This is a genomic window from Bradyrhizobium archetypum (assembly GCF_013114835.1).
Taxonomy (GTDB): domain Bacteria; phylum Pseudomonadota; class Alphaproteobacteria; order Rhizobiales; family Xanthobacteraceae; genus Bradyrhizobium; species Bradyrhizobium archetypum.
Genome location: NZ_JAAVLW010000008.1, coordinates 284,070 through 301,928 on the forward strand (window position 1 = coordinate 284,070; position 17,859 = coordinate 301,928).

At 63.1% G+C, this 17,859-nt stretch carries 15 protein-coding genes; 6 read left to right on the top strand and 9 right to left on the bottom strand.

Annotated elements, in window-relative coordinates; all coding sequences use genetic code 11:
* Nucleotides 1–8 precede the first annotated feature (8 nt).
* The 6 genes from murA to rpsT form a co-directional block, all read right to left on the bottom strand.
* Nucleotides 9–1,307, bottom strand: a complete 1,299-nt coding sequence (murA, locus tag HCN50_RS26690) for a UDP-N-acetylglucosamine 1-carboxyvinyltransferase (RefSeq protein WP_171712865.1) — start codon at nucleotides 1,305–1,307, stop codon at nucleotides 9–11.
* Between the two features lie 14 nt (nucleotides 1,308–1,321).
* The gene (gene gyrB, locus HCN50_RS26695) at nucleotides 1,322–3,757 is read right to left on the bottom strand and encodes a DNA topoisomerase (ATP-hydrolyzing) subunit B (protein ID WP_171712866.1); all 2,436 of its coding nucleotides are present in this window, start codon (nucleotides 3,755–3,757) and stop codon (nucleotides 1,322–1,324) included.
* 362 nt (nucleotides 3,758–4,119) lie between these two features.
* Nucleotides 4,120–5,259, bottom strand: coding sequence for a DNA replication/repair protein RecF (gene recF / locus HCN50_RS26700; RefSeq protein ID WP_171712867.1), 1,140 nt, complete (start codon nucleotides 5,257–5,259; stop codon nucleotides 4,120–4,122).
* Between the two features lie 219 nt (nucleotides 5,260–5,478).
* Nucleotides 5,479–6,597, bottom strand: a complete 1,119-nt coding sequence (gene dnaN / locus HCN50_RS26705) for a DNA polymerase III subunit beta (RefSeq protein WP_171712868.1) — start codon at nucleotides 6,595–6,597, stop codon at nucleotides 5,479–5,481.
* A 371-nt stretch (nucleotides 6,598–6,968) separates the two neighbouring features.
* Nucleotides 6,969–8,399 carry a chromosomal replication initiator protein DnaA gene (gene dnaA, locus HCN50_RS26710; protein WP_171712869.1) on the bottom strand — a complete coding sequence of 477 codons (1,431 nt, stop codon included), beginning with the start codon at nucleotides 8,397–8,399 and terminating at the stop codon, nucleotides 6,969–6,971.
* A 1,364-nt stretch (nucleotides 8,400–9,763) separates the two neighbouring features.
* Complete coding sequence (gene rpsT / locus HCN50_RS26715) at nucleotides 9,764–10,030, bottom strand: 30S ribosomal protein S20 (protein ID WP_171712870.1); 267 nt, start codon at nucleotides 10,028–10,030, stop codon at nucleotides 9,764–9,766.
* 372 nt (nucleotides 10,031–10,402) lie between these two features.
* Here rpsT and HCN50_RS26720 point away from each other — a divergent pair, with 372 nt between their 5' ends.
* From HCN50_RS26720 to HCN50_RS26735, 4 genes are all read left to right on the top strand, one after another.
* The gene (locus tag HCN50_RS26720; RefSeq protein ID WP_171712871.1) at nucleotides 10,403–10,720 is read left to right on the top strand and encodes a hypothetical protein; all 318 of its coding nucleotides are present in this window, start codon (nucleotides 10,403–10,405) and stop codon (nucleotides 10,718–10,720) included.
* A gap of 124 nt (nucleotides 10,721–10,844) precedes the next feature.
* Complete coding sequence (gene msrA, locus HCN50_RS26725; protein WP_171712872.1) at nucleotides 10,845–11,501, top strand: peptide-methionine (S)-S-oxide reductase MsrA; 657 nt, start codon at nucleotides 10,845–10,847, stop codon at nucleotides 11,499–11,501.
* Between the two features lie 132 nt (nucleotides 11,502–11,633).
* On the top strand, nucleotides 11,634–12,383 hold the full coding sequence (locus HCN50_RS26730) for a polysaccharide biosynthesis/export family protein (RefSeq protein WP_376700323.1): 750 nt from the start codon (nucleotides 11,634–11,636) through the stop codon (nucleotides 12,381–12,383).
* Between the two features lie 370 nt (nucleotides 12,384–12,753).
* The gene (locus HCN50_RS26735) at nucleotides 12,754–13,761 is read left to right on the top strand and encodes a Bug family tripartite tricarboxylate transporter substrate binding protein (RefSeq protein WP_171712873.1); all 1,008 of its coding nucleotides are present in this window, start codon (nucleotides 12,754–12,756) and stop codon (nucleotides 13,759–13,761) included.
* Between the two features lie 112 nt (nucleotides 13,762–13,873).
* Here the strand turns inward: HCN50_RS26735 and HCN50_RS26740 are convergent, their stop codons facing one another.
* The 3 genes from HCN50_RS26740 to HCN50_RS26750 form a co-directional block, all read right to left on the bottom strand.
* Nucleotides 13,874–14,545, bottom strand: a complete 672-nt coding sequence (locus HCN50_RS26740; RefSeq protein WP_171712874.1) for a dienelactone hydrolase family protein — start codon at nucleotides 14,543–14,545, stop codon at nucleotides 13,874–13,876.
* Between the two features lie 61 nt (nucleotides 14,546–14,606).
* Nucleotides 14,607–14,951 (bottom strand): hypothetical protein, encoded by a 345-nt coding sequence (locus HCN50_RS26745; protein ID WP_171712875.1) that lies wholly within the window; start codon nucleotides 14,949–14,951, stop codon nucleotides 14,607–14,609.
* Nucleotides 14,948–15,736 (bottom strand): alpha/beta fold hydrolase, encoded by a 789-nt coding sequence (locus tag HCN50_RS26750; protein ID WP_171712876.1) that lies wholly within the window; start codon nucleotides 15,734–15,736, stop codon nucleotides 14,948–14,950. The genes HCN50_RS26745 and HCN50_RS26750 overlap by 4 nt, the downstream gene beginning before the upstream one ends.
* A 325-nt stretch (nucleotides 15,737–16,061) precedes the next feature.
* On the opposite strand from HCN50_RS26750, the gene HCN50_RS26755 reads away from it, so the two are divergent.
* Both HCN50_RS26755 and HCN50_RS26760 read left to right on the top strand, forming a co-directional pair.
* Nucleotides 16,062–16,553 (top strand): (2Fe-2S)-binding protein, encoded by a 492-nt coding sequence (locus HCN50_RS26755; RefSeq protein WP_171712877.1) that lies wholly within the window; start codon nucleotides 16,062–16,064, stop codon nucleotides 16,551–16,553.
* A partial coding sequence (locus HCN50_RS26760) for a molybdopterin cofactor-binding domain-containing protein (protein WP_171712878.1) occupies nucleotides 16,550–17,859 on the top strand: 1,310 nt, incomplete at its 3' end. The genes HCN50_RS26755 and HCN50_RS26760, both read left to right, overlap by 4 nt.

Genomic DNA, 17,859 nt, shown 5'->3' on the forward strand with positions numbered 1-17,859 from the left:
GCTGAGGCTTATCCGCCGTCGCGCGCCGGCACGCGGGTGATCCGGGCGCCGAGCGCATTGAGCCGTTCCTCGATGCGCTCATAGCCGCGCTCGATCTGGTCGGCATTGTTGATAGTCGAAGTGCCCTCGGCGGCGACCGCCGCGAGCAGCATGGCCATGCCGGCGCGGATGTCGGGGGAGGTCATCGGCGCGCCACGCAGCCGGCTCGGGCCGGCGACGATCGCGCGGTGCGGGTCGCACAGCACGATGCGGGCGCCCATTGAGATCAGCTTGTCGACGAAGAACATTCGCGACTCGAACATCTTCTCGAACATCAGGATCACGCCGTCGCACTGCGTCGCCGTGACGATTGCGATCGACATCAGGTCGGCCGGAAAGGCCGGCCACGGCTGGTCCTCGAGCTTCGGCACGTGGCCGCCGAAATCGTCGTGGATCTTCATGGTCTGTCCGGAGGGAACGATGAGGTCGTCGCCCTCGATGCCGCAGACGATGCCGAGCCGTTCAAATCCCATCCGGATCGAGCGCAGATGCTCGACGCCGGCTTTGGCGATGCGCAGCGGCGAGCGCGTCACCGCGGCGAGCCCGATCAGGGAGCCGACCTCAATATGGTCGGGCTGGATCGAATAGCTGGTGCCGCCAAGCGTCGCCGGGCCGTGCACGGTGATGGTGTTGGTGCCGATGCCCTCGATCTTCGCGCCGAGCGCGACCAGGAAATGCGCGAGGTCCTGCACATGCGGTTCGGAGGCGGCGTTGCGCAGATATGTGGTGCCGTGGGCGGCAACTGCGGCGACCAGCGCGTTTTCGGTGGCGGTGACGCTGGGCTCGTCGAGGAACACATCCGCGCCCTTCAGGCGCATGGCGCGGAATTCCAGCCTGTGCGTGGCAGTGACGGTGGCCCCGAGCTGCTCGAAGGCCAGAAAATGCGTGTCGAGACGGCGGCGGCCGATGACATCGCCGCCGGGCGGCGGCAGCGCCACCTCGCCGCAGCGGGCCAGTAGCGGTCCTGCCAGCAGGATGGAGGCGCGGATCCGCGCGCAGAGTTCGGGATCGAGATCGGCGGCACTGATATGCTTGGCGTGGATCGCAAGCCGGTTGCGCGATTCCCATTCGGCGGACGCGCCGACAGAGCGGATCAGTTCAACCAGCGTTTCGGTGTCGCGGATGCGCGGCACGTTGTCCAGCGTAACGGGATGCTCGGTGAGCAGCGCGGCCGCGATGATCGGCAGCGCTGAATTCTTGTTGCCGGACGGCTCGATCGTTCCCGAAAGCCGATGGCCGCCTTCAACGATGTACTGGATGGGCGGCACGGGTGCTTCCTGCCTCATACGTCGACATTGGCGCTGAGCGAATTATCCTGGATGAATTCGCGGCGCGGCTCGACCACGTCACCCATCAGCTTGGTGAAGATGTCATCGGCCTCGTCGACCTCCTTGATCTTCACCTGCAGCAGCGAGCGCTCGTTGGTGTCCAGCGTGGTTGTCCACAGCTGTTCCGGGTTCATCTCGCCAAGGCCTTTGTAGCGCTGCAGCGTCACGCCCTTGCGGCCGGCGTCGGTCACCGCCTCGAACAGGCTGACCGGACCGTGAATCGTGGTCTCGGCATCCCTGCGGCGTAGCACGCCAGGCTTCGGATAGGCCTCCTGAAGTTTGACGGCGTAGTCGTCGAGCTTCCGCGCGTCGGCGGAGCCGAGCAAGGCGTCGTCAATGATGGCGACGTCCTTGACGCCACGGATGGTGCGCTCGAAGAAGAAGCCTTCGCCTTCGGTGAAACGGCCGGTCCAGCCGCGCTCGACTTCGTCGGCCAGCGCATCGAGCCGCTTGGCAATATAGTCGGCGGCGGCATTGGCAGTCGCGATGTCGCCGGTGATCTTCGGGCTCAGCACGCCCGCAATCGCCGCCTGTTCCACCACCTTGCGGTTATAGCGGCTGTGCAGATTGTTCAGGATGCCACGGATGACACGGGCGTCCTCCACCAGCGACAGCAGGTCGCGGCCGCCGCGTTCCGAACCCGATGCCGGCTTGAACACGCAGTCATCGAGGCCGGTCGCGATCAGGTAATCTTCCAGCGCGCGCTCGTCCTTCAAGTACTGCTCGGACTTGCCGCGCGTCACCTTGTAGAGCGGCGGCTGGGCGATATAGAGATGGCCGCGATCGATCAATTCGCGCATCTGCCGGTAGAAGAAGGTCAATAATAGCGTGCGGATGTGGGCGCCGTCGACGTCGGCGTCCGTCATCACGATGATCTTGTGGTAGCGCAGTTTGTCGGCCGAGAAGTCGTCGCTGATGCCGGTGCCGAGCGCGGTGATCAGGGTGCCGATCTGCTCGCTCGACAGCATCTTGTCGGTGCGCACGCGCTCGACATTGAGGATCTTGCCGCGCAGCGGCAGCACCGCCTGGAATTCGCGGTTGCGGCCCTGCTTGGCGCTGCCGCCTGCCGAGTCACCCTCGACAATGAACAGCTCCGACTTGGCCGGATCCTTTTCCTGGCAGTCGGCGAGCTTGCCGGGCAGCGACGAGACGCTGAGCGGGCTCTTGCGCGTCAGTTCACGCGCCTTGCGGGCGGCTTCGCGCGCGGCGGCGGCCTGGATCACCTTGCCGACGATGACCTTCGCTTCGCTCGGATGCTCCTCGAACCATGCGGCCAGCGCCTCGTTGAGCACATTCTCGACCACCGGGCGCACTTCCGAGGACACCAGCTTGTCCTTGGTCTGCGACGAAAACTTCGGATCGGGCACCTTCACCGAGAGCACGGCGGTAAGACCTTCGCGGCAATCGTCGCCGGTCAGCGCGATCTTCTCCTTCTTCGCGTTGGCCTCGGCATAGCCGTTGACCTGGCGCGTCAGCGCGCCGCGGAAGCCGGCGAGATGGGTGCCCCCGTCGCGCTGCGGGATGTTGTTGGTGAAGCACAGCACGTTCTCATGGTAGCTGTCGTTCCACCACAGCGCGGCTTCTACGCCGATGCCGTTGGCTTCCGACCGCACCATAATCGGGACCGGAACGATCGCCTTCTTGTTGCGGTCGAGATATTTGACGAACTCCTCGACGCCGCCGTCGTAGCGCATCTCCTCGCGCTTCTCGACCGCGTGACGCATGTCGGAGAGGATGATGTGAACACCGGAATTCAGGAAGGCGAGCTCGCGCAGCCGGTGTTCCAGCGTCGCGAAATCATACTCGATGTTCTTGAAGGTCTCGGTGGAGGCGAGGAAGGTGACCTCGGTGCCGCGCTTGCCCTTGGCCTCGCCGACCACCTTCAAGGGCGCCAGCGAGTCGCCATGGGCGAACTCGACGAAATGCTCCTTGTCGTCGCGCCAGACGCGCAGCTTCAGCGAGCTCGACAACGCATTGACCACGGAAACGCCGACGCCGTGCAGGCCGCCGGAAACCTTGTAGGAGTTCTGGTCGAACTTCCCGCCGGCGTGGAGTTGGGTCATGATGACCTCGGCGGCGGAAATGCCTTCACCCTTGTGGATGTCGACCGGGATGCCGCGGCCGTCGTCGCGCACCGTAACCGAATTGTCCGCATTCAGGATCACGTCGACACGCGTGGCATGGCCCGCGAGCGCTTCGTCGATCGCGTTGTCGACGACTTCGTAGACCATGTGATGCAGGCCGGAACCGTCGTCGGTGTCGCCGATATACATGCCCGGCCGTTTGCGGACGGCATCGAGGCCCTTCAGCACCCGGATCGATTCTGCGCCATACTCGACGGGAATGGGATGCTCAGTTTCGGCGGCGGGCCGCCGGGCAGGTTCTGTCATGTTAGGCCTTCGAGGATGTCCCGAATCAGCGGCGCAATATGAGGCGCTGATTACGCTATTTGTGCCATGAAAGAGGCATTGCGCCTAGCGCAATCTCTCTGTCTGCAAACCATTGAATAAATGGTGGTTTTTTACCCTTTTTCAAGGTGTTCAAGCGCCGGTTTTGAGGGCTCCAAAAGTGCGATTCGGGCGTGGTTCCGCATCCTCGATGGCCGGATTTTCGAACGTTGCCGGGGTGGGAAACGGCAGAAAACGCGGCAGCCTGTGGTCGCTATCCCTCGCCCGTTGCGATCCCGGGTTAGCCTGCATTCAGGCGATTTCACCGCGAGCGACTAGGTATGCCTGACCGAAAAGAGACCTTTTCAGGTGCGGCGGCGCACCTGGCCGGACTCGACGTCGAAAATCTCGCCGCCCGTGCCGATGTCGACGAACGCTGCGGGGTCGGCGCCGGTCATCCAGACCTGGGCGCCGAGTTTTGCGAGTTCACCGAACAGCGCCTTGCGCCTGACAGGATCAAGATGGGCGACGACCTCGTCGAGCAGCAACAGCGGCACAATGCCGGTCATCTCGGCGACCAGAGTGGCGTGGGCCAGCACCAGCCCGATCAGCAGCGCCTTCTGCTCGCCGGTGGAGGCGTCGCGCGCCGGCATGTTCTTCGGCGCATAGACGACCTGCAGGTCGGTGAGGTGGGGACCATCCAGCGTGCGGCCGGCGGCGGCGTCGCGTGCGCGATTGGCGCACAGGATCTCGCGGTAACGATCCTCGACGGCTGTTGCGGATTCACTCGTCAGTGCGTTTTCCATCCAGCCGTCGAGCATGATCTGCGCCGAGGGAAAGGCGGATGCGGCGCCGCGCTCCTGCAGCATCGCTGCCAACCTCGTCACGGTCTGGCCGCGGGTAGCGGCGACCGCGACCGCAAGCTCGGCGGTTTCGCGTTCGATCGCATCACACCAATGGTCGTCGTAATTGCGCACTTCGAGCAGGCGGTTGCGCGAACGCAGCGAGCGCTCCAGCGCCGAGACACGGCTGGAATGCTCGCTGTCGATCGCCAGCACCAGGCGGTCGAAGAAGCGCCGCCGTTCGGAAGCCGCGCCGAGAAACAGCCCATCCATGGCCGGCGTCAGCCACACCATGCGCAGGTGATCGCCGAAGGCGGTAGCCGAGCTCACCGGCTCGCGGTCGATCCGGCAGCGCCGGCTCGAGGAAGATGGCTCCGCGCCCGGCGCGTCGATGCCGGTGCCGAGCGTGGCAAGCCCGAGCGCACCCTCGACCTCGGCCGATACCGCCCAGGAGCCGTCGCCCTGGTTGTCGGCAACATCCTCCAGCGTCGCACGCCGCAGGCCTCGCCCCGGCGACAGAAACGAGATCGCCTCCAGGCAATTGGTCTTGCCGGCGCCGTTCGGCCCCACCAGCACCACCACATCACCGCGCACCTGCACGCTCGCCGCGCGATAATTGCGGAAGTGCGTCAGCGACAGGCGGTGAATGCGGGAAGGGGTCATATCGGACCGTTATTGCCGGAGAGTCGCAAAAATGGCGGCGACTTCTGGTGTCATCAGCCGCGGAGGCGGATGATCCAGTACGCCGAGCTGCTCAACGTTTTCGCCAGCGCCGGCGATTACTGGATACCCGCCTTCGCGGGTATGATAGCTGTTTTTGTCGGGCGCCACCCTCTCCCACAAGGGGAGAGGGAAGGTTGGTGCGCGGGTCGCCTGACGTTCTCACACCCGCATCGGCATCAGCACGTAGAGCGCGCCCTTGTTGTCCTTGTCCTGCACCAGCGTCGGCGAGCCGGGATCGGCGAGGCGGAGGACCGCGACTTCGCCTTCGATCTGGGCGGCGATGTCGAGCAAATAGCGCGAGTTGAATCCGATATCGAGCGCGTCGGAGGCGTATTCAACCTCGAGCTCTTCGGTGGCGCTGCCGGAATCCGGATTGGTCACCGACAGCACCAGCTTGCCGGCGGACAATGCGAGCTTCACGGCGCGCCCGCGCTCGCTGGAAATGGTTGAGACGCGGTCGACTGCCGCCTCGAAATCCTTCTTGTCGACGATCAGCTCCTTGTCGTTGTTCTGCGGGATGACACGTCCATAGTCCGGGAAGGTTCCGTCGATCAGCTTCGAGGTCAGCACGACGTTGCCGAGCGTGAAGCGGATCTTGCCCTGCGACAGCTCGATCTTGATTTCGGCTTCATTGTCCTCGATCAGCCGCTGCACCTCGCCGACCGTCTTGCGCGGCACGATCACGCCCGGCATGCCGGTGGCGCCGGCGGGCAGCGTCAGGTCGATCTGCGCCAGCCGATGGCCGTCGGTCGCCACCCCGCGCAAGGTCGCGGCCTTGGCGCTGCCGGCCGTGTGCAGGTAGATGCCGTTGAGGTAATAGCGGGTCTCTTCGGTCGAGATCGCGAACTGCGTGCGGTCGATCAGCCGCTTGACGTCGGAGGCGGGAAGCGCGAACGAATGCGTCATGTCGCCGGCGGCGAGGTCCGGAAAATCGCTCTCCGGCAGCGTCTGCAGCGTGAAGCGCGAGCGGCCGGCGCGGATCGCCATCACCGAGCGGTCGCCGTCCGCTTCCAGCACGATCTGCGTGCCCTCGGGCAGTTTGCGGACGATGTCGTAGAACATATGCGCCGGCACGGTGGTGGAGCCGCCGGTCGCGGTTTCCGCCGCCAGCGTTTCGGTCACCTCGAGGTCGAGGTCTGTCGCCTTCAGCGACAGTCTGGCGTTTTCGGCGCGGACCAGCACATTGCCGAGGATCGGGATGGTGTTGCGGCGCTCGACCACGCGATGGACGTGACCCAGCGATTTCAGCAGTTGCGCGCGTTCGACGGTGACCTTCATTGCAATACCCGCCAGAGATGGAAAAGCCGGGCGGCCCATCAAGGCAGCGCCGCGGCATTGGAAACCCGAAAAGCCGGATCAGGATCGGATTTGATCAAACCCCCGGGGGGACCGCAAGGTGGCGCGGATGGGGCGCCGGTGCAAGGGAGGCGGGAGGGCGTTCCCCACTTTTGCGGCGGAAAATGGCGGCAGAAAAAAATTCTCCCGCCCCACCCAACTCGGGTTTGCCCGAGTTGGAATGAAAATTGTCGAAGTCGGAAAAATCCGACTTCGATCGGATCAGGGCGGGAGAGGCTGGGAGGAGCCAAGTCCCAAAGGCGGAGATCCTAAAAAGCCGGGCCTTGTTCCCCCCGGCGTCATTGCTGCTCGTGCTATTCCTGCAATTGCCGCTTCAGCGACTCCACCTCTTCGGACAGCGCCGTATCCCGGGTCACCAGTGCCTCGATCTTGCGCACCGCATGCAGCACAGTGGTGTGGTCGCGCCCGCCGAACCGGCGGCCGATCTCGGGCAGCGAGCGCAGCGTCAGCGTCTTCGCCAGATACATCGCGACCTGACGGGGCCGGACCACATTCGCGGTGCGCCGCGACGACAGCAGGTCCGAACGGCTGACATTATACTGCCGTGCGACCACGCGCTGGATATCCTCGATCTTGATCCGCTTCGGTTCCTGCGGACGGATCAAGTCGCGCACCTCGCGTTCGGCCATTTCCAGCGTCACCGGCTGGTTGTTGAGCTTGGAATGGGCGAGCAGGCGGTTGATCGCGCCTTCGAGATCGCGGCCGTTATGGGTGATGGTGCGCGCCAGATAATCCAGCACCGCCTCCGGCACGTCGAAGCTTGCGTGATGCGCACGCGCAGCCGCCACGCGCGATTTCAGGATTCCAAGGCGCAGCTCTTCGCCGAGCGAGCCCATCTCGACGACGAGGCCTCCGGCCAGCCGTGAGCGCACGCGATCGTCGAGGCTTTCGAGATCGGACGGCGGGCGGTCGGCGGCGATTACCACCTGGCGGCCGGCATCGATCAGCGCGTTCAGCGTGTGGCAGAATTCGGCCTGGGTCGACTTGCCCTGCAGGAATTGCAGGTCGTCGATCACGAGCACGTCGATGCCGCGCAGCGCCTCCTTGAACGCCAGCGCCGTCTGCGTTTTCAGCGCGGCGACGAAACCGTACATGAACTTCTCGGCAGTGAGATAGAGAACCTTGCGCTCGCTGCCTGAATTGCCGGCCCATGTCACCGCCTGCAGCAGATGGGTTTTGCCGAGACCGACGCCCGCGTGAATATAAAGCGGGTTGAACATCACGGGATCGCCGCGGCGCCCTTCGGCGACCTGGCGCGCAGCCGCGTGCGCCAGCGTGTTGGAGCGGCCGATCACGAAGCTTGCAAAGGTCAGGCGCGGGTCGAGCGGCGAGCCGCCGAGCGCATCATGGCTGGCGGATACCGGTGCGGTTGCAGTCGCGCGCAATTCCGGCGCGGGCCGGCCATTGGCCTGTTCGACGCGGCGCTGATCGGCCGGTGCAGTCGCTTCCTTGGCAGGTGCCGCGGATCGCATCGCCGTTCGCACGGTAAGGTCGATCCGATGCACTTCCGGCATCTCGGCTTGCCAGCAGGTCAGCACACGGTCGGCGTAATGCGCCTGGATCCAGCTCTTGAGGAAGCGAGTCGGCACCGACAGATGCACGGCTTCGTCCTGCACGCCTTCCAGGTCCATGCGCGCAAACCAGCTCGTATAGACGTCCTCGCCCACACTCGTCCGCAACCGTCCCTTCACGCGCGACCAGCGATCCTGTTCCGTATTTGTCATTGCCTGAGAGCTTTTCTGAATGAGTAATGGTGTTGTTGCTAAATCGCCTGGCAGGTCCCCTGCAGATTTCCTGCCAGACGTGACCTCGATGCGAAGCTTTCGGCCTCCGGGCAAAGATCAAGCGCTCGGCGGAATCGCCGTTGCTCAGATCGAAGCTGGATGGAGTGAGAAAGCTACCCGTGAGGTCAGCGCGTACTCGACGGTCTACCCGGAGCTCGCGTGGGGGGACGGCTAAAAACGTTGTTCAGGGACTCAGAAGCGGTCTCGATAGAAATGAGCGTGCCGAATGTCGCGTTGATTTCGTAAAGCATAGTACCTCCCCCTCTCGCCGCGAGAACGCGCGACGAGCAACCACATCACCAGTGTTTCAAAGCCAGTCTGCTGCTACCGAACATCCGCTTGTTCGACTGCTGCGCCGCCGCGTACCCTCAGTCTGTCGTCTTCAACACGTTCACGAGCTTCGCGTTCCCAATCGTTACATCGTCGGTAAGCATCTCATTCCCCTTGTCCGGAGCGCGCTTGAAACGTGAGCGCCACGCCGGGAAATTTAGACACAGAACAACCGCTCTCATATTGCTATGAGTTACCAACTCAGCTTCGCTTGGAAAGCGTCGCTAACGCGCACACCGCCGCCGATTTGCACGTCCGTTCTTGGGTCTCAAACCGCGCTGGCCAGGAGAGCCTTGAACGTCGCGAACGAGTAACAAATACACCAAGCGCGATTTCTGACAATCCGTGATTCGACGATGTCGTGTGACTCTTCGGCTGTGTTGCAACACTGCAAATGCGACCCTCCACACCAAGTTTTTGAATCAGCGCAGAGAATCCCGCGGCGCGAACGAGCGTGACAATTTTCGCCGCACTCGCAAAATTTTTTAAGAAACCGTTACAATCGTGGTTACCGCGACCGTTTTTCAAAACGCTTGCTCTCGCTATGTGGATAAGTGATTAGCGAGACGATGTTTTTCGGAATTGCTTTTGAAGGGTAACCCGCGCGAGCGATGACGGCGGAAGAACCGGGCGGTCTGATCAGGTCAGCCGCAGCGTTCGCGTCTCTCGCGCGTGCGCATGACAACGCTGGTGCAATAAGGTGCACCTCGTAAAAATACGGGTGCCAGAAATATGACACGCGAGCCGGTGATCAGCAATGAGACAATTGAATTGTCACAGTCGATCCGGTGCGTGCCCTTCATTGTGTGTCCGAAATCCAACAGCAGGCGTATTGCGAAATAGATATTAGGGCTCGTGCTCGCGCGCCCCGGCTGAAAAAGAAAAGCCCGGCGAGGCCGGGCTTTGACGAATATCTATCTGTGTGAGCTCGCTTGGTTCTGGCAGCTCACTTCTAGCAGCTCACTTCTATCAGCTCACTTGGCGAGCTTGGCGATCGCGTGCGTGAGACGCGATACCTTCCGGCTCGCATTGTTCTTGTGAATGATGTTGCGCTGCGCCGCCTGCATCAATTCCGGTTCCGCGCGCTTCATCGCTTCCAGCGCCGCATTGCGGTCGCCGCTCTTGATCGCTTCCTCGACGCTGCGGACCGCGCCGCGCATCTGGGTGCGGCGCGACTTGTTGACGATGGTGCGGCGGGCAATCTTGCGGGTCGCCTTCCTGGCGGAAGAGGTATTGGCCATGTTCTCAACTATCCTTCGGCTGTCATCGCTCGGATGGTCGGCCCTTGAGCGCGCCGGCCGTTCAAATTGCGTGATCGCTGGTTGCGTTTTCCAGGTGTTCGTAACCTAAGCCGTTCTTGAGGATGCCATGGACGGGAGCCAAAAATGCCCCCGCGAGCGGCGCTGCTCAAAGAACAGCGGCGGCGGGATTGCGCCCGCCGCCATTGGGGGTCTTATAGAGGGCGAGTCCTGCACCGTCAACGCTTTCCGTCCTCCCCGAAACGCCGGGAAGAGGGCGAAAATGGCGCCTAAGGTGCTGATGAGGTTGAATTTCCGCGGGGCTCCCGGTATGGCCTGACAGCCTCCTCGGGGCGACAGATATTAGGGTGACACATGATCCGCGGTCTTTTCCGGCTTATCGGCCTCCTGCTCCTGGCCGGCGGATTCATTTTCATGGTCTATGACGGAGCCCGCTTCGTCGCCGACCAGACCCTGCGGTTCACCCGATTTGGCCAGTTCTGGAACGACGTTCATCAATCCAGCCAGCTTGCGTTCCGGACCTGGATCGAGGGCGTCGCGCCCTGGCTTTGGAGCAGCGTCATCAAGGTGCTGCTGGATCAGCCGGTTTTTGCCGTGCTGGGCGTGCTCGGCATTCTGCTCATGATCCTGTTCCGGCCCCGCAAGCCGCTGATCGGCTATTCGCGCGACTGACCCTCGCTCCTGCGCTCGGGGCACCGCGTAACAGGACTGCCGTATCGGGCGTAAAGACATATATAGAAGTCTAACCGGCCGACGCCGTTGCCGTGTCGGCCGATCTCTCGCCTGGAGGTATTCCATGTTGTTCATGCGCAAGACCACCGCGTTGCCGAGCGCAGCCGAAGCACTGCCGGGCCGTACCACTCCGATCCCGACCGCCACCACGCACTTCGTCAACGGTCGCAAGCTTCAGCCGCCCTATCCTGTCGGCCTCGAGCAGGCTGTGTTTGGTCTCGGCTGTTTCTGGGGCGCGGAACGCAAGTTCTGGGAACTCGGCGATGGCGTCTATGTGACCGCCGTTGGCTATGCCGGCGGTCTTACGCCCAATCCGACCTATGAAGAGGTTTGTTCGGGCCGCACCGGTCACACCGAAGTGGTGCTGGTCGTGTTCGATCCGAAGCAGATCTCCTACGAGCAGCTCCTGAAGATGTTCTGGGAAAATCACAACCCGACGCAGGGCATGCGCCAGGGCAACGATGTCGGCACCCAGTATCGCTCGGCGATCTACACATTCGGCGACGCGCAGCGCCAGGCTGCCGACGCGTCGAAGGCGATGTACCAGAAGGCACTCGCTGCCAAGGGTCTCGGCGCCATCACCACCGAGATCGCACCGGCGGGCGAATTCTATTTCGCCGAGGACTATCATCAGCAATATCTCGCCAAGAACCCGGCGGGCTATTGCGGATTGGGCGGCACCGGCGTGTCGTGCCCGATCGGCGCCGGCGTGAGTGCCTGACTTCAAGCCTCTCCCCGTGAAGAACGGGGAGAGGCAGCTTTGAGCGCCGTCGTAGCCCTCCACCTTCCAAAACCGTTTGTTAACCATAACCGGTGCAAGACTAAAGCCGTCTCGCTTTAAGGGATGGCCTAGGTGCGGGTTGTGCGCGCATTTCGACTATCGATCACTGTGATCATCAGCGCGCTCGCTCTGTCGGGCTGCATGCGCACGACCGGACCGGTTGCAGGCGCACCGCAAGGCGATCTCGATTCAATGGCCTATGGCCAGTCGAACAGCCAGCCGCCGCGGGCGGCCGCAGCCGATTCCGGCGGCGCCGTCGGCGCACTTCGTGCCTCCTTTGCCGCATCACCGGGTGCCGCACCAGGGCCTGTCGCCGTTGCCGCACCGGTGGCCTATACCGAGCCCGCACCCATGCGATACGACGCGGCCTATCATCTCGATGCCGGCGACAAGCTGCGCGTCGTGGTCTACGGCCAGGAAGGCCTCACCAACACGTATGCCGTCAGCGCGGGCGGCTCGATCACAATGCCGCTGATCGGCTCGGTGCCGGCGCGCGGCCGCACCACCGCGGGACTGGAGGCGGAGATCTCAGCGAAACTGCGCGCCGGATTTATCAGGGAACCGTCGGTGGCCGTGGAGATCGAAGCGTACCGGCCGTTCTTCATTCTCGGCGAGGTCGCGGCACCCGGGCAATACCCGTATGTACCCAACATGACGGTCGAGAGCGCGGTGGCAATCGCCGGCGGCTTCTCGCCGCGTGCCCGCCGCGACAACGTCACGGTCACGCACACCGATGCGTCCGGCACCTCACGTTTCATCGTCCCGCCCGGCAGCCCGATCAGCCCCGGCGACACGGTGCTCGTCAGCGAGCGCTGGTTCTAGGGCGCGGCGCCCTTTCACCACATGGTCATGTTGAGCGGGCTGTTATCTTGAGCATTTGTGTCAGGCAAATGCCTTGCATTTGACCAAGAAAATTCACCAATCGTTTCGCGCCGAGGCGGACGCTGCGTTCTGCATCATGTTGTGGGATCAATTCGACAGAGCGATCTAACTTGGGGTGGCAGGGGTGCGGTTTCGCACGTGCCGGAGTTCTGCGGCAGTGTGTTGTGCCGGTTCAGTGCGATGAATTGGCGCTATGCGCCGAATGTGTTCGAAACCATGTTCCATCTTGCGCTGCAGCGATGTAGAAACCCCTCGTTGAAACGAGGCGCGCCGGTTTGTCGGTTGAGTGCCTGCAATCCGGAGTATGACCATGAACTATCATTTGCCGGTCAGCGTGGTGCGCGCGGCGACTGCAATGGCATTGTGCGCTTCCATCGCCGTGACGGCCTTGTGTGCTTCTTCGCATTCGGCATCGGCGGCCGATGCCTATCCGAGCCGGCGGATCACCTTCGTCGTGCCCTATCCCGCGGGTGGCGCCACCGACGTCCTGGCGCGCTTGCTTGCCAATAAATTGCAGGAGTCGTGGAAGACGACCGTCGTAGTCGAGAACAAGTCGGGCGGCGGCGGCGTGGTCGGCAATGATTACGTGGCGAAGGCGCAGCCCGATGGGTACACCGTGCTGGTCGGCATTACGCAGATTATTCAGGCGCCGAGCCTGGTTGCGAAGCTGCCCTACGATGTCTTCAAGGATCTCGCACCGGTCACCCAGATCGCGCTCTCGACGATCGTGCTGGTGGTTCCCGAGCAGCAGCCGATCAAGTCCGTCAAAGAGCTGATCGATTATGCCAAGGCGAATCCCGGCAAGCCCTACGGCACCTTCGGCAACGCCACGACGTCGCATCTCTATGGCGAACTGCTCAAGAGGGTCGCCGGTATCGACATGACCCATGTGCCCTATCGCGGCTCGGCGCCTCTCACGAACGACCTGCTCGCCAACACGGTGACCTCGTCCTTCGTCGATCTCACGACGGCGAGCGCGCAGATCAAGGCGGGCAAGCTCAGGGCGCTCGCGGTCGGCGGCGAAAAGCGCCGGACCGCGTTGCCCGAGGTGCCGACGATGGCCGAACTCGGCTATCCCGGCTTTGAGATCGAAGGCTGGCTCGGCGTGTTCGTGCCCGCGGCAACACCCAAGGAGATCGTGACGAAGCTTTCGGACGAACTCGCCCGCATCATCGCCTCGCCCGAGGGCGTCGCCGGAATCGAGACGCTCAGCCTCGTGCCGGTGGGTGGATCGGCGGAAGCATTCGAGAAAGCGCTGCGGCGCGACTACGCGAAATGGGCCGATGTCGTGAAGGCCACCGGCGTCAAGGGCGAGTGAGGTAGGCGAAGTCTAGCACCGTCGTTCCGGGGCGGTGCGAAGCACCGAACCCGGAACCTCGAGATTCCGGGTCTGGTCCTTCGGACCATCCCTGAATGACGCCCTCCGGGCGTCATTTCAAATGCTTCTCAAAAAACGCCAGGCTGCGCGGCCAGGCGATGTCGGCGCTGGCCTTGTCGTAGCTTGCCCGTTCATCGCAGTGAAAGCCGTGCTGCGCGCCGGGATAGATATGGATTTCGACCTCCGGCCGCTTGGCCTTGATGGTCTCGACATCCGTTAGTGGAATGCCCGCATCCTTTTCGCCGAAATGCAGTTGCGTCGGCACGTTGGGTTTGTCATCGGCAAAGCGGACGATGGCGCCGCCGTAATAGCCGACCGCGGCCGACAGGCCCGACAACTTGGTCGCCGCGGCATAGGCGATGCTGCCGCCGAGGCAGAAGCCGATGATGCCTACCGGACCGACATCCTTCACGGCGTCGATCGCAGCCTGGGTATCGCGCAGCATCGCAGGCCAATCGGGATTGGCGATGAACTTTCGCGCATTTGCGACCTCGTCGGGCGAATAGCCGCTCTGGAAGTTCGGTTGCGTACGATCGAAGATCGACGGCGCGATCGCGACATAGCCTTCGCCGGCCAGCCGATCGCAGACCGAGCGGATGTGGTGATTGACGCCAAAAATTTCCTGGATCACCACGATGGCCGCCTTCGGCGCACCAGCGGGATCGGCGCGATAGCCGCCGAGTTTGAAGCTGTCCGAAGCCGTCAGCTTGATATCCTGTCCCACGGGTCGTCCCTTCTTGTTTTGAGTTGCATGCAGTCGATTGGGTGAATGCGCGGAGCCGCGGCTACTGCCACATCCAATTGTGACCCCAGTCGCCCTTCCAGCCGGCCAGCCTGCCGTTGCGGAATTGCAGATAGAGCCGATCTTTCTTGTAGAACAAGCCGCTGCCGCCGATGTTGCGGAATGCGAGGAAAATTTCATCGCCCGGCCGTCCCCGGACATAATTGAGCGGAAAGCCGAGGGCGCTTGCCGCTTCGCCTGCGTTCATGCCGAAGGCCAACGGGAAGTTATTCGACAGCGTCTCGGTGAAGGGCGGCGGGTAGGGGCCGCCGATTGGCGGCAGTTGTTGCGCGGCAGCTTGCGTGAAGCTACCTGCGATCAGGGTGAGGGCCACGGCGGCTAGCTTCATGACGCGGCTTTCTGGGCTGTCTTGGCGTCGAGGCTGTCAAGAAAAGGCAGCACGGCGTCGATGAAGGCCTGCGGCTGGTCGATGTTGACCGCGTGGCCGGCGGAGGGGATCACCACCTTCTGAGCGCCCGGAATCTTGGCCGCCATATAGTCGGAAGCGGCGAGGAAGGGCGTGTCGTCGGCGCCGACCACGATCAGCGACGGCACCTTGATATCCGGCAACGACTCGATGACGCGGGCATCGCGCTGGGTCAGCATGCCGCGTGCGGCGCGCGAGAGACCCGTAGCATTGCGATGGGTGACGCTGGAGCGCTCCCGGCTCGCCGATTTCAGCACCTCCAGGCCTTCACGCTCAAAGCGGTCGCCGGTATCGTGCGCGCGCTTATTCCAGACTTCGCGAGCTTCGTCCTTCTTGAATCCCGGCCCGGTGTCGATGATCAGAAGCGCGCGGACGCGGCTCGGATGCGCGCGGTAGAACGCCAGCGACATGTATCCGCCAAGCGAGAGCCCGCCGACGATCGCCTGCTCGGCGCCGACGGCATCGAGCAGCGCCGCCATGTCAGCGACCGTCAGCGCTTCGCTATAGGCCGCCGGATCGTCGGGATAATCGGATTGGCCGTGGCCGCGCATGTCCCACAGCACGAGCTTGTGATGCTTCGACAAGGCCGCGATCTGGCCCTGCCACATCCCACTGGTCGAGGAATAGCCGTGGGTCAGCAGCAGCGGTGGGCCGGCGCCGTGAACCTCGTAATAGATGCGGACTCCGTCACGATTGATTGTCGGCATTCCCTTTTTCCCGAAGCAAACGAAGCCCATCCGGCCCTCGCGGCTTATCCTAGCGCGATCCATTCGCCGTTGGGAAATGCGGAAACGGAAGACGCGCCCTGCGGGCGCGAGCTCGATTGATCAGCCCGTGACAGAACCTTGCCGCAACGCACAAGCGGCCACTTTCAAAATTTTATTCTCTTCGAGCGATTCCAAACTGGATTGCCTCTCGAAAAGATCGGGATCATTCTTCCCGCCGACCGGCATCGACCCGGTGGGTGCCGGCCAATACCCAAAAGCGAGAATGCCGCCGTAAGCGGCTTCCAACACCGGAAGGGGAAACGCGATGCCAAATCTCAATATCAACGGACGGAATATGTCCGTCGAGGCGTCAGGCGATACGCCGCTGCTCTGGGTCATCCGCGAGCAATTGCAGATGACCGGTACAAAGTTCGGTTGCGGCGCAGGTCTCTGCGGCGCCTGCACGGTCCATGTCAACGGCGAAGCCGTTCGCTCCTGCCAGACCATGGTCAGCGACGCCGTCGGCAAGAAGATCACCACCATCGAAGGCCTTTCCGCCAAGGGCGATCATCCGCTGCAGAAAGCCTGGATCGCCGAACAGGTCCCGCAATGCGGCTACTGCCAGTCCGGCCAGATCATGCAGGCGGCAGCGCTGCTTTCGAAGAATTCCAATCCAACCAGGGATGAAGTGATCGCGCATATGGACGGCAATCTGTGCCGTTGCATGACCTATTCGCGCATTCAGAAGGCGATCATGCGCGCCGCATCCGAAATGCGTACCGCCTCCAACGCCAGCACCGAGCGGAGGGCCACATGAATACGCACGTGAACATCACCGACCATGCGCCGACCGATCTCAGCCGCCGCTCATTCCTGGTCGGCTCGGCGGCCACCGGCCTCGTGCTCGGCTACGCCGCGGTCCCTGGCATCAATCAGGCATTGGCCGCGCCTTCCAACTTCGAGCCATCGGTCTGGTATTCGATCGCGCCTGACGGCATCGTCACGGTCACCTGCGGCAAGGCCGACATGGGCCAGCATATCGCTTCCACCATGGCGCAGATCGTGGCCGAAGAGCTCGGCTCGAACTGGAAGGACATGCGGGTTCAGCTCGCCTCCAACGATCCGAAATTCAACGATCCCGTGCTCGGTGCTCAGATCACCGGCGGTAGCTGGAGCACGATGATGAACTTCGATGCGATGAGCCGCGCGGGCGCCGCGGGGCGGATCGCGTTGACGGAAGCGGCCGCCGGCATCATGGGCGTGCCGGCGGGTGAGCTGGTGGTGCGCAACTCCACCGTCTCGCATCCGAAGTCGAAGAAGTCGATGACGTTTGCCGAAATCGTCAAGAGCGGCAAGATCACCAAGACCTTCACGCCGGACGAGCTCAAGGCGATCAAGCTGAAGACGCCCGACCAGTACACCATGATCGGCGTCTCGGTGCCGCAACTCGACATTCCGCCCAAGGTCAACGGCACGGCCAAGTATGGCATCGACGTCATGCTGCCGGGCATGCTCTACGGCAAGATCGTCACGCCGCCGGTGCGCTATGGCGCCAAGGTGAAATCGGTCGATGATTCCACGGCGAAGAAAGTGCCGGGCTTCATCAAGGCGGTGACACTCGACGACCAAACCGGCAGCACGACGGGGTGGGTGGTGGCGGTTGCCAATACCTATGCCAACGCCCGCAAGGCGGCCGATGCGCTGAAGATCACCTACGATAATGGCCCGAACGCCAAGCTGTCGAGCCAGTCGTTGCTCGACGAGGCCAAGCGGCTGCAGGCGCTCGACGATGCCGGGCAGTTCTTCGTCAAGGACGGCGATACGACGGCGGCTTTCGGGACCGCGGCCAAGGTGCTGGAGGCCGAATACACCACCAGCATCAACATCCATGCACCGCTGGAACCGATGAACGCGACCGCTGAGTTCAAGGGCGAGATCCTGCACATCTATTCCGGCAACCAGTTTGCGACGCGCACCGGGGCAATCGCGGCGGGAGCGGCCGGGATCGATCCCAAGTTCGTCGTGATGCACCAGATGTGGCTGGGCGGCGGCTTCGGCCGGCGGTTGGACGCCGACATGATGGTGCCTGCGGTGCAGGCGGCGAAGGCCGTCGGCAAGCCGGT

What these genes read in the sequence shown, in the direction of transcription:
- gyrB (WP_171712866.1), bottom strand. Translation starts at nt 3,757, where the DNA reads ATGACAGAACCTGCCCGGCGGCCCGCCGCCGAAACTGAGCATCCCATT.
- recF (WP_171712867.1), bottom strand. Translation starts at nt 5,259, where the DNA reads ATGACCCCTTCCCGCATTCACCGCCTGTCGCTGACGCACTTCCGCAAT.
- dnaN (WP_171712868.1), bottom strand. Translation starts at nt 6,597, where the DNA reads ATGAAGGTCACCGTCGAACGCGCGCAACTGCTGAAATCGCTGGGTCAC.
- dnaA (WP_171712869.1), bottom strand. Translation starts at nt 8,399, where the DNA reads ATGACAAATACGGAACAGGATCGCTGGTCGCGCGTGAAGGGACGGTTG.
- rpsT (WP_171712870.1), bottom strand. Translation starts at nt 10,030, where the DNA reads ATGGCCAATACCTCTTCCGCCAGGAAGGCGACCCGCAAGATTGCCCGC.
- HCN50_RS26720 (WP_171712871.1), top strand. Translation starts at nt 10,403, where the DNA reads ATGATCCGCGGTCTTTTCCGGCTTATCGGCCTCCTGCTCCTGGCCGGC.
- msrA (WP_171712872.1), top strand. Translation starts at nt 10,845, where the DNA reads ATGTTGTTCATGCGCAAGACCACCGCGTTGCCGAGCGCAGCCGAAGCA.
- HCN50_RS26735 (WP_171712873.1), top strand. Translation starts at nt 12,754, where the DNA reads ATGAACTATCATTTGCCGGTCAGCGTGGTGCGCGCGGCGACTGCAATG.
- HCN50_RS26745 (WP_171712875.1), bottom strand. Translation starts at nt 14,951, where the DNA reads ATGAAGCTAGCCGCCGTGGCCCTCACCCTGATCGCAGGTAGCTTCACG.
- HCN50_RS26750 (WP_171712876.1), bottom strand. Translation starts at nt 15,736, where the DNA reads ATGCCGACAATCAATCGTGACGGAGTCCGCATCTATTACGAGGTTCAC.
- HCN50_RS26755 (WP_171712877.1), top strand. Translation starts at nt 16,062, where the DNA reads ATGCCAAATCTCAATATCAACGGACGGAATATGTCCGTCGAGGCGTCA.